This is a genomic window from Rhizobium sp. LCM 4573 (assembly GCF_001854865.1).
Taxonomy (GTDB): domain Bacteria; phylum Pseudomonadota; class Alphaproteobacteria; order Rhizobiales; family Rhizobiaceae; genus Neorhizobium.
This window is the reverse complement of record NZ_MDDW01000028.1, coordinates 439,461-452,602: the sequence shown is the minus strand read 5'-3', so window position 1 is coordinate 452,602 and position 13,142 is coordinate 439,461. Positions and strand designations below refer to the sequence as shown.

The 13,142-nt window shown below is 62.8% G+C and carries 14 protein-coding genes and 1 tRNA gene; 8 read left to right on the top strand and 7 right to left on the bottom strand.

All coding sequences use genetic code 11. The features are described 5' to 3' along the window. Positions 1-49: 49 nt before the first annotated feature. From LCM4573_RS24190 to LCM4573_RS24175, 4 genes are all read left to right on the top strand, one after another. A complete protein-coding gene (locus LCM4573_RS24190) occupies positions 50-535 on the top strand; it encodes a cupin domain-containing protein (RefSeq protein WP_071009080.1) in 486 nt (161 codons plus the stop codon). A 138-nt stretch (positions 536-673) separates the two neighbouring features. Further along, positions 674-1,081: a hypothetical protein gene (locus LCM4573_RS24185; RefSeq protein ID WP_071009078.1), complete on the top strand. Its 408-nt coding sequence runs from the start codon at positions 674-676 to the stop codon at positions 1,079-1,081. Positions 1,082-1,170: 89 nt separating this feature from the next. Further along, positions 1,171-3,711: a protein translocase subunit SecD gene (gene secD, locus LCM4573_RS24180; RefSeq protein WP_071009076.1), complete on the top strand. Its 2,541-nt coding sequence runs from the start codon at positions 1,171-1,173 to the stop codon at positions 3,709-3,711. 74 nt (positions 3,712-3,785) lie between these two features. Beyond that, entirely contained in the window at positions 3,786-4,223 is a 438-nt protein-coding gene (locus tag LCM4573_RS24175; protein WP_071009075.1) for a YqaA family protein, read from the top strand. A gap of 3 nt (positions 4,224-4,226) precedes the next feature. Here the strand turns inward: LCM4573_RS24175 and LCM4573_RS24170 are convergent, their stop codons facing one another. Both LCM4573_RS24170 and LCM4573_RS24165 read right to left on the bottom strand, forming a co-directional pair. Next, positions 4,227-4,862: a TetR family transcriptional regulator gene (locus LCM4573_RS24170; RefSeq protein WP_071009073.1), complete on the bottom strand. Its 636-nt coding sequence runs from the start codon at positions 4,860-4,862 to the stop codon at positions 4,227-4,229. Further along, positions 4,855-5,475, bottom strand: coding sequence for a class I SAM-dependent methyltransferase (locus tag LCM4573_RS24165; RefSeq protein ID WP_071009229.1), 621 nt, complete (start codon positions 5,473-5,475; stop codon positions 4,855-4,857). Before LCM4573_RS24165 ends, LCM4573_RS24170 begins: the two co-directional genes overlap by 8 nt. 235 nt (positions 5,476-5,710) lie before the next feature. On the opposite strand from LCM4573_RS24165, the gene LCM4573_RS24160 reads away from it, so the two are divergent. After that, positions 5,711-7,069: an APC family permease gene (locus LCM4573_RS24160; protein ID WP_071009071.1), complete on the top strand. Its 1,359-nt coding sequence runs from the start codon at positions 5,711-5,713 to the stop codon at positions 7,067-7,069. Positions 7,070-7,076: 7 nt separating this feature from the next. Here LCM4573_RS24160 and LCM4573_RS24155 read toward each other — a convergent pair whose 3' ends face one another. Further along, a complete protein-coding gene (locus LCM4573_RS24155) occupies positions 7,077-7,736 on the bottom strand; it encodes an HAD-IA family hydrolase (RefSeq protein WP_071009069.1) in 660 nt (219 codons plus the stop codon). Between the two features lie 197 nt (positions 7,737-7,933). On the opposite strand from LCM4573_RS24155, the gene LCM4573_RS24150 reads away from it, so the two are divergent. Next, positions 7,934-9,127 (top strand): CynX/NimT family MFS transporter, encoded by a 1,194-nt coding sequence (locus LCM4573_RS24150; RefSeq protein ID WP_071009067.1) that lies wholly within the window; start codon positions 7,934-7,936, stop codon positions 9,125-9,127. 113 nt (positions 9,128-9,240) lie between these two features. After that, a tRNA-Lys gene (locus LCM4573_RS24145) sits at positions 9,241-9,316 on the top strand. 157 nt (positions 9,317-9,473) lie between these two features. Here LCM4573_RS24145 and LCM4573_RS24140 read toward each other — a convergent pair. The 3 genes from LCM4573_RS24140 to LCM4573_RS24130 all read right to left on the bottom strand — a co-directional run bounded on the left by LCM4573_RS24140 (position 9,474) and on the right by LCM4573_RS24130 (position 11,197). Further along, positions 9,474-9,653 carry a hypothetical protein gene (locus LCM4573_RS24140; RefSeq protein ID WP_071009065.1) on the bottom strand — a complete coding sequence of 60 codons (180 nt, stop codon included), beginning with the start codon at positions 9,651-9,653 and terminating at the stop codon, positions 9,474-9,476. A 34-nt stretch (positions 9,654-9,687) separates the two neighbouring features. Next, on the bottom strand, positions 9,688-10,350 hold the full coding sequence (locus LCM4573_RS24135) for an acyl-homoserine-lactone synthase (RefSeq protein ID WP_071009063.1): 663 nt from the start codon (positions 10,348-10,350) through the stop codon (positions 9,688-9,690). Between the two features lie 109 nt (positions 10,351-10,459). Next, on the bottom strand, positions 10,460-11,197 hold the full coding sequence (locus tag LCM4573_RS24130; RefSeq protein WP_071009061.1) for a LuxR family transcriptional regulator: 738 nt from the start codon (positions 11,195-11,197) through the stop codon (positions 10,460-10,462). Positions 11,198-11,360: 163 nt separating this feature from the next. Here LCM4573_RS24130 and LCM4573_RS28385 point away from each other — a divergent pair, with 163 nt between their 5' ends. After that, a complete protein-coding gene (locus LCM4573_RS28385) occupies positions 11,361-11,537 on the top strand; it encodes a hypothetical protein (protein WP_198539777.1) in 177 nt (58 codons plus the stop codon). Between the two features lie 676 nt (positions 11,538-12,213). On the opposite strand, the gene LCM4573_RS24120 is transcribed toward LCM4573_RS28385, so the two are convergent. Beyond that, the gene (locus LCM4573_RS24120; protein ID WP_071009057.1) at positions 12,214-13,131 is read right to left on the bottom strand and encodes a PhzF family phenazine biosynthesis protein; all 918 of its coding nucleotides are present in this window, start codon (positions 13,129-13,131) and stop codon (positions 12,214-12,216) included. Positions 13,132-13,142 lie beyond the last annotated feature (11 nt).

Sequence of the window (13,142 nt, the reverse complement as noted above, 5' to 3'; positions counted from 1 at the left end):
GCATGTTGAACATGTCGCTGCAGCCAAGCGATGAACGGGAAGCATGACGATGAGCGATCACGACGACCATGACCATTCTCCCGGCGAGATCGATTGGCGCGAACATGGCGTGAAAGTCATTCCCGGCGATTCGCTCGATCCGAACACCGCGCAGACGCCCGGCATGAACCGCGCGACCGCGATCAATCATGCGCGAGCGGGAGCGGAAAAGATCTGGGCGGGAACGGTCACGATCCACGCCAACGCCAAGACTGGCGCCCATCATCACGGCGATCTCGAAAGCATCATCTACGTGGTGAAGGGCAAGGCACGCATGCGCTGGGGCGATAACCTGGAATATGTGGCGGAAGCCGGTCCCGGCGATTTCATCTACGTACCGCCCTACGTGCCGCACCAGGAGATCAACGCAAGCCGCGACGAGACGCTGGAATGCGTGCTGGTACGCTCCGGCCAGGAGCCGGTGGTCGTCAATCTCGATATCGAGCCGGTGGAAAAGCCCGAAGAGGTGCTGTGGAAGGACCCCATCCACCGGTAACGCTGCGGCGCCAAGAGGCAGCCGCAATCGGTTGCTAAAGTCTTACGACAATTGACCGCCGGGACCCCGTCCAGTAGAAGGCGGCATTCGTTCCGGGCGAGAACCGGAAAATGGAACACTCCGGAGTTTAGGAAGCGGATGATGCGAGTTCCGCTCAGATCGCGGACGAAAATCGATAAAACGCGGGAAAGCCTCCCGCTGCGATGGCCGGTGCTCGCCGCCGCGATGCTGATCGCCGCCTTCTTCGGGCTGATCTCCGGCGTCGTCAAGGAAGTCCGCGTTCCGGGCGGCGTGCTCGCCGCCGAGGGCAATTCCGAGATCCCGCATCTTACCAAGCGCGAACCATTGCGCGCCGTGCTTTCCGCCGACCGGAAGGATGGCGGCGGCCCCCATTGGACCGGGCACGACGGAGCTCTCGAAGCACGCGCCGTCGAGACGGCATTCCGTTCGGGCGGCTCCGCGCTCGCCTTGCCTCGTCCCGCCGCGGCGGCATTGCCGGCCGCCGGCCGCGCCTTCCAGCCCAGGGCACCCCCTGCTCGCGCCTGACGCTTGAACGCTCCGGCGTTTGAAATCATTCAAGAATTTCGCCCTTGCCGCCGCCAGGTCGTGCCGCAGGGCCCAGCAGGAACAAACCCATGAGAAATTCCCCCTGGTTGGTGGCGACCTATGCCTTCATCATCCTGATCGGTGTATTGATCGCGCTACCGAACGCGCTTCCCAATTCCGTGCTCGACCGCATCCCGAGCTGGCTGCCGCACAGCCGCGTCTCGCTCGGCCTCGACCTGCGCGGCGGTTCGCACCTCGTGCTCGAAGTCGACCGCACCGACCTCGTCAACGAACGGCTCCAGAACCTCTTGCAGGACAGCCGACGCGTCCTGAGAGACAACGGCATCGATCCGGCCAGCGTCCGCCGCAACGGCGACACCATTACCATCGCGCTCCGCGATCCCTCGCAGCGCAGCGCAGCCGTCACCCAGCTCCAAACCCTTGGCAATCCGATCGGTTTCGGCGCGGGCATGGGCCAGTCGGACCTCGACATCCGCACGCCGAACAACAACACCATAACGCTCGGCTATACCGAAGCCGGCATCACCGCCCATGGCAGCGCGGCGGTCGAGCAGAGCCTCGAGATCATCCGCCAGCGCGTCGACCAGGTGGGCGTTGCCGAACCGACCATCCAGCGCGTCGGCTCCGACCGCGTGCTCGTCCAGCTTCCGGGCGAGCAGGATCCTTCCCGTCTTCGCCAGCTTCTCGGCTCCACGGCGAAGATGAGCTTCCACCTGCTCGGCAACCAGGGCGAACCGGGCGTGACCATGCTCTCGGACGAGCGCGGCAACCAGTATCCGGTTCTCGATCGCGTCGAGCTTTCCGGCGACCGCCTGACGGACGCTCGCGCCGCCTTCGATCCCCAGACCAACGAACCGGTCGTCAACTTCCGATTCGATACCGCGGGCGCCAACCGCTTCGCCCAGATCACCCAGCAGAATGTCGGCCGGCCGTTTGCGATCGTGCTCGACAACAAGGTGCTGAGCGCGCCGGTCATCCGCACCCCGATCACCGGCGGCTCCGGCCAGATCTCCGGCGGCTTCACCGTCGAGGAAGCCAATACGCTTTCCGCGCTGCTGCGCGCCGGCGCGCTGCCGGCCAAGCTGACCGTCATCGAAGAGCGCACCGTTGGCGCCGACCTCGGCTCGGACGCCATCGAAATGGGCATCTTCACCGGCTTCATCGGCTTCCTGCTGGTGGTCGGCTTCATGTTCTTCCTGTACGGGACCTGGGGCATCCTCGCCAACATCGCGCTCTTCATCAACATCATCCTGACCTTTGCCGGCCTGACGCTGATCGGGGCGACACTCACCCTGCCCGGCATTGCCGGTATCGTGCTCGGCATCGGCCTGGCCGTGGACGCCAACGTCCTCATCAACGAGCGCATCAAGGAAGAGACCAGGAAGGGCCGCAGCACATTCGCGGCGATCGACGCAGGCTTCAAGCGCGCCTATTCGACAATCGTCGACAGTAACGTGACAGCGCTCATCGCCACGGTCCTGCTCTTCTGGTTCGGTTCCGGGCCGGTGCGCGGCTTCGCCGTGACCATGGGCCTCGGCATCGCGATCTCGATGTTCACCGCCGTTTCGATCGTCCGTGTCGTGATGGTCTTCATCGCCGGCCGCTACAAGCTGAAGAAGATCGACATCAAGCCGCTTCTGCCGATCAACCTGATCCCGGACGGCACTCAGATCAACTTCATGAAAGGCCGCTTCGTCGGTCTCGGCGTCTCGCTGTTCCTGTCGGTCGCCTCGATCATCCTCTTCATCACGCCCGGCCTCAATTACGGCGTCGATTTCCGCGGCGGCATCCAGATGGAGGTCGTCACCCAGAACGAAGCCGATCTCTCGGCCTTCCGCTCCGGCCTGAACGAACTCGGTCTCGGAGAAGTGGCGCTGCAGGAATTCGGCGGCCACAACCGTCTTCTGGTGCGCGTCGAACGCCAGCCCGGCGGCGAGGAAGCACAGACGGCAGCCGTCGAGCACCTGAAGGCGGAAGTCGTGAAGATCGATCCGACAGCCAAGGTCGAACGGACCGAAGTGGTCGGCCCGAAGGTCAGCGGCGAGCTTGCCACCGCGGGCATTCTCTCGGTCGTGCTCGCCTCGATTGCCATGCTCATCTACATCTGGGCTCGGTTCGAATGGCCCTTCGCCGTCGGCGCGATCGTTACGCTCATTCTCGACGTGACGAAGACGATCGGCTTCTTCGCACTGACCGGCCTCGACTTCAACCTGACGGCCATCGCGGCCCTCTTGACGCTGGTCGGCTACTCGGTCAACGACAAGGTCGTCGTCTACGACCGCATGCGCGAAAACATGCGGCTCTACAAGAAGATGCCGCTGCGAGAGCTGATCGACCGCTCGATCAACGAAACGCTGGCACGAAGCCTCTACACCTCCGTCACGGCCTTCCTCGCCATGCTGCCCATGGCGATCTGGGGCGGAAGCGCGGTGGAAAGCTTCGCCATTCCCATGGTCTTCGGCATCGTGGTGGCGGCGTCCTCGTCGGTCTTCATCGCCGCTCCGATCCTGCTCTTCCTGGGCGACTGGCGCACGCGCCGGGCCAAGGCGGCAGCGGAGAGCGCGGGCCAGCCGGCGATCGAAGACGGCGAGCGTCCGAGCCAGGCGTGAATCCTGCCTCCTCACCGATACTTTCGAAGGGCGGATGCTTCATCCGCCCTTTTCCTTGAGAGCCGTCAGAGCCGATGATCGATCTCGCCGCCTATGCGGGCCTGTTTGCCGCAGCCTTCATCGCCGCCACGATCTTTCCGATGCAATCGGAGGCTATTCTGGTCGGCCTGCTGCTGAGCGGAAATTATTCCGTGCCGGCTCTCATCGCCGTCGCCTCGATCGGCAATACGCTCGGCGCGGCCGTCAACTGGCTGCTCGGGCGCGGCATCGAGCGTTTTCGCGAAAGACGCTGGTTTCCCGCGAACCCGCGGCAACTCGAGCGCGCGGAACGCTGGTACCGCAAATATGGCAAATGGTCCCTGCTGCTTGCATGGCTGCCGGTCGGCGGCGATGCACTGACGGTGATCGCCGGCGTCCTCAAGGAGCCGCTCTGGAGCTTCCTCTTGCTTGTCTTCATCGGCAAGCTGGCGCGCTATCTCGTTGTGGCGTTTGCGACGGCCGGTCTGATTTAGCGTTCAATCGGTCGAGGCCCGAGCCTCTTCTCCCAATTCTCCGAGCATCGTCCAGAGATCGGCGAAAAGCGAACGGGCAAAGGCTTCGAAGGAGGCGCCCTTCGGCTCCTCCTTCCAGCGCTCGGCGCCGACACGCAGCATGCCTATCACGACGGCGGCCAGCATGCGCATGCGCCGCCGCTCCTCCTGCGAACGGCTGCGGGCCTCCAGCGCCTCGGCAAGCTTCTGTTCCAGCTTGGCGTATTTGAGCTGGTCACGCGCCTTGAGGGCCGGCGTCCTGTTGACGAGGTCCCCGATCGCAAGGGCGCGCTGATCGGCTGCGATGACGACCGTCTCGATCAGGGCGTGCCTGACGGCACTTACCGCAGCCTCATCGCTCGGACGCGTGGCGATCGCGTTCATGAGATGCTGCGCGAAGGTGTCCTGCCAGGCGAAGACCACATCTTCCTTCGAGGGAAAATAATCGAAGAAGCTGCGCTTGGAGACATCGGCGGCTTCCGCAATGTCCTCGACCGTCGTTTCCTCGAACCCCCTTTCGAGAAAGAGCGTCATCGCCGCCTGCTGGATGCGATCCCGCGTCTGGCGGCGCTTGCGCTCACGCCGGCCCTCCGCCGCTTCCTTCGGTTTCTTCTCAGCCATCCGGTTTGGAACCGTTCCGCGAGAGTTCGAGAGGCTTGCGCCGGGAAATCCGATAGACCGCCGCGGGCGGAAGATTGCGCATCGTGCCGCCGATATGGGTGGCCTTCAGCCCCAGGCGATCGAGGATCGGCCGCGGCACGGGGCAACGCGGGCCATAGGTGAACTGGTAAAAGGAGCCGCCCGGACGCATATAGGCGAAGGAGCCCGCGAGAATGGCCGTGACCTTGCGCGGCGACATGGACAGGAGCGGCAGGCCGCTGACCACCGCGCCGACCGGCTGCCCCTCGAAGACGCCTGCCTTGCCGAGCCGCGCCGCATCCATCTGCAGGACATGCGCCTGGGGAAAGCGCGAGCGCAGGCCTTCGATGAATTCCGGGCCGAATTCCACCAGAGTCAAATCGGCTTCGCTGACGCCGCGCGAAAGAAGCGCGCGCGTGAAAACGCCTGTTCCCGGACCAAGCTCGATGATCGGTCCGTCGATCGGAGCGATCTCCTGCGTCATCAGGCGGGCAAGTGGATTGCCCGACGGCGTCACCGCCGCCACCCGAAGCGGATGGCTGACCCAGGACCGGAAGAAATGCAGGAAATCGGATAGTGCGAGATCGGCCGTCATCGCTGTGTCCCCGGCGAATGAATACGAATCCAAGTGGCGGGCGAACATCGCTCCGGGGACGTGGCGATTCCAAGGCAGGAATTCGGCCCACCGTCGCGATTTCTCCCAACCTGCGTAGCTATACTTATTGCAATATTGCATTAAGTGCAAGGTTTTTCGCTCGCACTTTTCTTCCCGTCCGGCAGCGCTAGTTCTTTCCTTGAAGCCTTTGCACACCGCATTTCGGGAGGATGGCATGAAGCACACGGCGAAAGTGGGGGAAGAACGCACCGAATTGAAGCGGGTCATGGGACCGGGCCTGCTCCTCCTGTTCATCGTCGGAGATATCCTCGGCACGGGCATCTACGCGCTAACCGGCCAGGTGGCGGCGCAGGTGGGCGGCGTGGTCTGGCTGCCTTTCGTGGTCGCCTTCGTCGTGGCCCTGCTCACCGCCTTCAGCTACCTGGAGCTGGTGACGAAATATCCCCGTGCCGCCGGCGCCGCCCTTTACACCCACAAGGCGTTCGGCATCCATTTCCTGACCTTTCTGGTCGCTTTTGCGGTCATGTCATCCGGCATCACGTCGGCGTCAACCGCATCCCGCGCGTTTGCCGCAAACTTCTCTTCCGCCTTCGGCTTCGATTTCGGCGCCTACGGGGTCACCTTCATCGCGCTCTGCTTCATAGCGCTGGTGGGGATCATCAATTTCCGGGGCGTGACTGAAAGCGTCATGACCAATGTGCTGCTCACGGTCGTCGAGCTTACCGGCCTCCTGATCATCATCGCCATCGGCCTGTGGGCCATTTCGGCTGGCCAGGGCGATATTTCGCGGGCCTGGGATTTTCAGCCCGCCGGCGACCGCGGCGTCTTCTGGTCGGTGATCGGGGCGACGACGCTCGCCTTCTTCGCCATGGTGGGCTTCGAGGATTCCGTCAACATGGCGGAGGAATGCAAGGAGCCGAGCCGCATGTTCCCGAAGGTCCTGCTCACAGGCCTCGTCATCACCGGCCTGATCTACGTGCTGGTATCGATCTCCGCCATTGCACTCGTTCCCGCAGCTGAGCTCGGTGAAGGCGACACACCGCTGCTGAAAGTCGTCCAGGCCGGGGCACCCGCCTTCCCGCTCGGCATTTTTGGCATCATCACCATGTTCGCGGTCGCGAACTCGGCGCTCATCAACATGATGATGGCGAGCCGGCTGATCTACGGCATGAGCCGCGAAGCGGTATTGCCCGCCTCCCTCGGCAAGGTCCATCCGACCCGCCGCACGCCCTTCGTGGCGATCCTCTTCACCACCGCGCTCGCCTTCGCGCTGATCACCTTCGCGGGCAGCGTTCCCGCGCTCGGCGGCACGACGGCGCTGCTGCTGCTCTGCGTCTTCACGGTGGTGAACGTAGCGGTGCTCGTCCTTCGCAAGGACAAGGTCGAACATCAACACTTCCGCACGCCGACCATACTGCCGGTGCTGGGCGCCATTTCCTGCGCCTTCCTGGCCGGTCCCTGGACGGGGCGCGATCCGTTCCAATATCTGATCGCCGCCTGCCTGCTTGCACTCGGCGTGGTGCTGTGGCTTGCAACCGTCGGCATCATGCGCAGCGCGCGGCAGGCCACATGAGCCGCTCTCAGGTCTTGGGCCTCACGGAAAGCCGGCCGTTTTCGGAAATGTGCGGCACCACCGCCCGATAGTCCATGAGCTTCGGGTGAGCGGTTTCGAACGGGTGGGCGTGCGTCGCCGTGATGACCATAACATCGGCGCCGGCGGCCTCGCCGGCCTCTACACCCGCCAGCACATCTTCGAAGACCAGTGCCTGCGCCGGGTCGATGCCCAGGCGCTCGGCGCCCAGGATGTAGCATTGCGGATTGGGCTTGCCGGCCGTCACATCCTCGGCCGTCACCATGAAACGCGGCTCCGGAATACCGGCTGCCGCGAGCCGCTTCCTGGCGAGCTCGATCGGCGAAGAGGTGACGATCGCCCATTTTTCCGGCGGCAGGGCAGCCAGGAATTCGACGGCGCCGGGGATCGGCACGACGCCCTCGACGTCCTCGATCTCTCCGCGAAGGATGACGTCCGCTTCCGCCTGCGGATCGATCCCCGGCAAGTTGAGTGCCGTTATGGTGTCGATCCCGCGTTTGCCATGCATGGTCGGCAGAAATTTTTCCACGTCCAGACCGTTCGCCGCCGCCCATCGGCCCCAGACGCGTTCGGCCGCGGCAAGCGAATTGAGGATCGTGCCGTCCATGTCGAACAGGAAGGCGGCATAGTCTTTTTCTGGAATGGGCACGGATGATTTTCCCGGATTGCGAGTCGAAAGCGGCAGTCATCAAATAGCGTCGCCGTTGAAAACAGGCAAATAAGTCGTCCGCATGACCGCCCAAAGCCGCCGGAGAATTTATGGCCGGGACTTACGAACTTATGCCGCGACTCACCTTCCGGTGATATGCCTCGGCTGAGGAGCAAGGCTTGGGAGGGCATGCCGTCATGACACGCTGGGGACAGGTGGCGATCGCCGTTCTTTCCGGTATCGCGGCAGCCTTGCATATCGGTAAGGTGCCGCCGGCGCTTCCCTTGCTGCGCGCGGAGCTCGGCATGGATCTGGCCGCGGCCGGTTGGCTGATGGGCCTGGTGAGCGCCATCGGCGCCGTCTGCGGGCTCCTTATCGGCCGCCTCACGGACCAGCTCAACCATCGCCGCTCGATGATTCTCGGTCTCCTCCTTCTGGCGGCGGGCAGCCTTGCCGGCGCCCTCACCTCCTCCGAGGCCGTGATCTTCGCAAGCCGTGCCGTCGAAAGCGTCGGGCTCATCATGACGGTGGTGGCGGCACCCGGCCTGATCGCCTCGATCACGGCGCCTTCGGACCGGGCCGTCGCCTTCGCGATATGGGGCGTGTGGCTGCCGATGGGCGTCGCCGTCATGATGCTCGCTTCGCCGCTCATCCTTCCCGCCTTCGGCTGGCGCGGCTCGTGGATTGCCGCCACGCTTGCCTGCCTCGTACCGCTGGCGGCGCTCATGGCAACCGGTTCGTCGATGCGCGCAACGCCCACAACCTCGTCCGCTTCGCTGGCAGCGGGCTTGCGCCTCACCGCGGGCCAACCGGCCTCCTGGCTGCTGGCCGGCATCTTCGCCACCTACAGTTCGAGCTTCATGTCCGTCTTCGGCTTCCTGCCGACCATGCTGATCGAGGATATGGGGCTGGCGCTGACACTCGCCTCGGTGATGACGGCGCTTGCCGTTCTCGCCAATGCGGGCGGCAATGTGCTCGGCGGTTTTCTCGCCAGGCTAGGCATTGCCCGCTGGCTGCTGATCGCCGGCCCTTGCGTAATTCTCACGCTGATGGCCTTCGCCGTCTTCAGCGGTGGGCTGCCTTTGAGCCTGCGATATGGCGCCGCCGTCGTTTATGCCGTCTCGGGCGGACTCCTTCCCGCGACCTTGATGGGGGCGCTTCCGGTCTACTCGCCGCGCCCGGATCTCGTGGGGACCATGAGCGGCTTCGTGATGCAGGGTTCCAATATCGGGCAATGCGCCGGGCCGCTCCTGGTCGGCTCTATCGTGGCCGCCCATGGATGGGCGGCAGCCCCCTTCTTCGTCGCCTGCACTGCCGTCATCGGCTTTGBGCTCGCCCTCGTCTTCCGCACCCTGGAGGCGCGGCGGACGAGGATTGTGGGCGCTGAATGAAGCCTCCCGAAAATTTCACGAAATTTTCGCAATGGCGCTAGACAAGCCGATCGTTCCACTTTATACGCCCCCTCACACCGCCGGCGCGACCTAAGCCGCCGACGATGGATCTTGGGTGATTAGCTCAGTTGGTAGAGCAGCTGACTCTTAATCAGCGGGTCGTAGGTTCGAGCCCTACATCACCCACCATCATTTCAATAGGTTATCGCCAGCTTTACAAGCGCGCTTCCAACAGATTGGAAGCGGCACCCTCGCCCCTTTGGGTGCGGCCGATCCGGTGCTGGCCTGAACAGCCTCCTGCCTGAGAAGGCTGCCGGAGATCGTCAAAGCAGCCGCAAAGTGAAATCTACGCGGCTCCATCCTCTTTCTTTTCGAGGCGTTCAATCTTGATGAGCGTCAGCTCCTGCAGGATCAACCCGCAGAAATAAGTCACCATATCATAGCGCGCTGCACGTGATTTTTTCAGAACGGATTGAACATCCAACGCGATGCTGGCGCCGATATCGTTATCATTGCTTATGCTCATAACACTAAAATCCCGACTCATTTCCCAGCTCGCGTTACGCGGCGTCCRCCAAAAGCAACGACAGTGACTTATCCGGCACCGAGCGGCGATACAGCGGCATGTCGACGTTCAACGCTTCGCGCATGGCCGCAAGAACGCCGTGAGAGACCTCGAAGGCGCCGCAGCATACCGGATGCCGGCCATAGCCGTCCGAGCGCCCCAATTCGTCCACCTCTACCCCGGCGCGCCGATAGACCCGCTTGAGGTGCGGCTCGTAATTGGAAACCATCGTATGTATGCCATGTGCGAGCGCGCATTCGCAAAGCGCCAGCAGCAGCAGGCTGAACGCGCGCCCCGCATCGACATCGGGATAGTCCGCGGCGATCGCCAGCTCGTCGATACACATCCGCGTCCCCTCCCAAATGCCGGGAGCGGCCAGGTTCACCGAGACCGGAAATGTCGCACGGAACGTATCGTAGAGCAGCGTGGGCCCGGTCGTCGGCATCAGCCGCATGCAGCCGTAAAGCCGGCTCAGATCGTCACTGCACCAGACGAGATAGACAGGATTGAGTTCATCATAAAAATCCCGCTCCTGATCGCCGGATGCGGGGATGTTCCACTCCAGCGCATCGATGAAGACCCGTTTGCGAAGGCAGAATACCTGATCGAGGATGCCAGCGTATTTAGCGTATTCATGTGCCTGAATCGTCACAAACATTTTGCTCTCCATCGCTGTTTGTTGCGAGGGGGAGCATTGTTCGAATCTTAACGATCGGAAATTCGCACGGAGGCGCTAACACATAGGCGCTCGTACATATGTACGAGGCTCACCCCTTGATCAGCCGCAAGGACATCGCCTTCGCCACGGCCTGTGAAAGATTGGCGCAATCCAGCTTGAAACGAACGGATCGCATGTAGGTGCGGACCGTGTGCTCCGAGATCGCCAGGATGATCGCGATGTCCTTGGATTCCTTGCCCTGGCCGATCCAGTAAAGCGTTTCCAGTTCCCGGGGGCTGATCTGCGGGAGGGGATCCTTGTCACCGTATAGCTCCACCACCGCCTTGCGGTGGAGCGTGTGCGCCAGCTCCGCCCAGTCCTGCTGGTGGCGTTGCACGTAGCCCGTCCAGTCCGTCACATGCGGATGCGCATTGAACGATACCAGGGCACGCCTGGATACCTTGTCGATCACCGGGATTGAATAGCCGTTCGGGCTGAGGCCGCTCTTCTGAAAATCGGCGAAGAGTTCGAAGCACTCCGGCCCGACGTCAACCTCGGTCCAGTCAAACGGCAGCTGCCGCAGAAGCCCTTCCCGCACGATCGGATCGATCGAGACATATCCCTTGAGGAGATAACGCGCGACCCAGCTATCCGGATAGGTTGTGCGGACGAAGGGCGCGTCGACTGCCGTTCCGCGCGTAATCGTCTGTGCATGATGATAGGTCACATGCGCGACGTCCTCATAGCAGTCCCGAAGCGCCGCGATCGCCGCCCCGACATCGGCTGCGGATTTTATTGCCCCAAACGCCCTTTCGTATATGAGGGTCTCGCTATCATCTACCGTCATCGCCTGCGCCCCAATTCTATGGTCGGAACGTAACGGTTGCATTGTGAGCAAGCAAGGGTCCTCGTACATGCGTACGATGTGACAATGCGAAGACGCCGTGTTAGCAGGCCATATGCGTAATGATGGCAAATTACCCAGTGAGACGACCGGAGTCGCCCGTTCCATGACGGTGCATCAGGCTCTCGCCGCTCTCAGCATCTACGGCGACCTGGCGGGGTCGGAAACGCTTACGCGCGCATTGATCGCTGAGCGGACCGGATCGCTCGATCAGGCAGCCTTCTGGATCGACGTGTATCAGGAACTTTGCCAAAAAAGAGCCGATAGCGAAGAACCTGAGTGAAACGGCCGCGTTTCTTGCGGGATACGACTGACGCCTCTTCATCCGTCCCCATCTGGCAGCTGACTCTTAATCAGCGGGTCCTGAGTCTCGGCCCGAGGGCCTTGATCCGCTCTCTCGCCCGTTTCCTTTCCAACACTTCTACGCGAACAAACGCGGCCGCCGCCTGTTAGACAGCCATTCGATCTCCGGCAGGAGCCTATCCGAACGGCGACCGCCTTCCGGCATCCTTACGTCGTGGAACAAATTCCCGGAATGAGCATTGTGTGGGAGGACAAGGAGGAAGTGAACATGACTATGGACCCGTATGACAACAAGCCAGATCTCCGGACGACTCCGGAATCTCCGCGTCGTTCCATGTGGGGTGCTTGGATTGCCGTGATCGCGGTCATCCTGGTCGGTGCCTTCATATGGTCGCAGATGGGCAACTCGCCCACGGACCCGGCAACCACGTCGTCCACGACACCGCCGCCGGCTACCAGTGAGCCTGCGACACCATCACCGGCGCCCTCTACCCCGGGCACACCGCCCGCGGGCAGCCCGGCTCCGGCTACTCCGTCGACAGGCGGCAATACGCAGCCGTAAGGTTGCCRCAAACCACTCAATTTCCGCCGCTGGCTTTCGCTTGGAAGCCGGCGGCTTTACAGCGTCCATGTTCCAGTTCGGGTCTCACATGAGGTCAGATATGGAGCGTGCCTTCAGCCAATGGCACCGCCTGGCCGCCGATCCTGGCTCTGGCGATCTCGCCGTCCTTCACATCGATATGCAGGTGAATGTAAGAGGGCCGGCCCATCTCCACCCCCTGTTCCACCAGAACCGGATGATGCCCTTCCGGAAGCGCGTCGAAATGCTGGATCGCGCCTGAAAGTGCCGCGACTGCCGCACCCGTTGCGGGGTCTTCGGCGATCCCCATATCGGGCGAGAACATGCGGGCATGGAATTTAGCCTGATGATGCACGCCGCCGCGGCAATAGACGTAGGCTGAAGCGAGCCCGCCTTCCACGAAGGGAGCGGCCTTTTCCCACAGCATCGTGTCGAACTCCATTTCCTGCACGGCGGCAAGATTGTGCAGCGGCACCATGAGGAAGGGCACGCCGGCGCTCCAGATGGAGGCGACGTGATTCTCGAAACCGATATCGGCGAGCTTTACGCTGAGCGCATCGGCAATGCCTTGCCGGTCGAGCGGCAGGTTGATGCGCACCGGCTTCTTCGGAAGATCGAACTCGGCAAAGCCGGCCTCCCCTTCCCTGAGCCGCACGGCGCAGCGCACCGGTCCGACATTTTCCTCCAGCACGCAGACGATATCCACATTGCCGGCCGCCGCCACATGGTTGCGCCCGGCAAGGGCGACCGCCGTGCCGACTGTCGGGTGGCCTGCGAAGGGAAGCTCGCGGGCAGGCGTGAAAATACGCAGTTTTGCCGCATAGGCCGGATTTTCCGCCTTCTGGACGAATACCGTCTCGGAAAGGTTCATTTCCTTGGCAAGCGCCTGCATGGTCTGGTCATCCAGACCGTCCCCGTCGAAAACCACGGCAAGCGGATTGCCCGAAAGCCTCTTGTCCGTGAAGACGTCGTAAATGCCGTAACGCCGCGCCAAACAAACCTCCT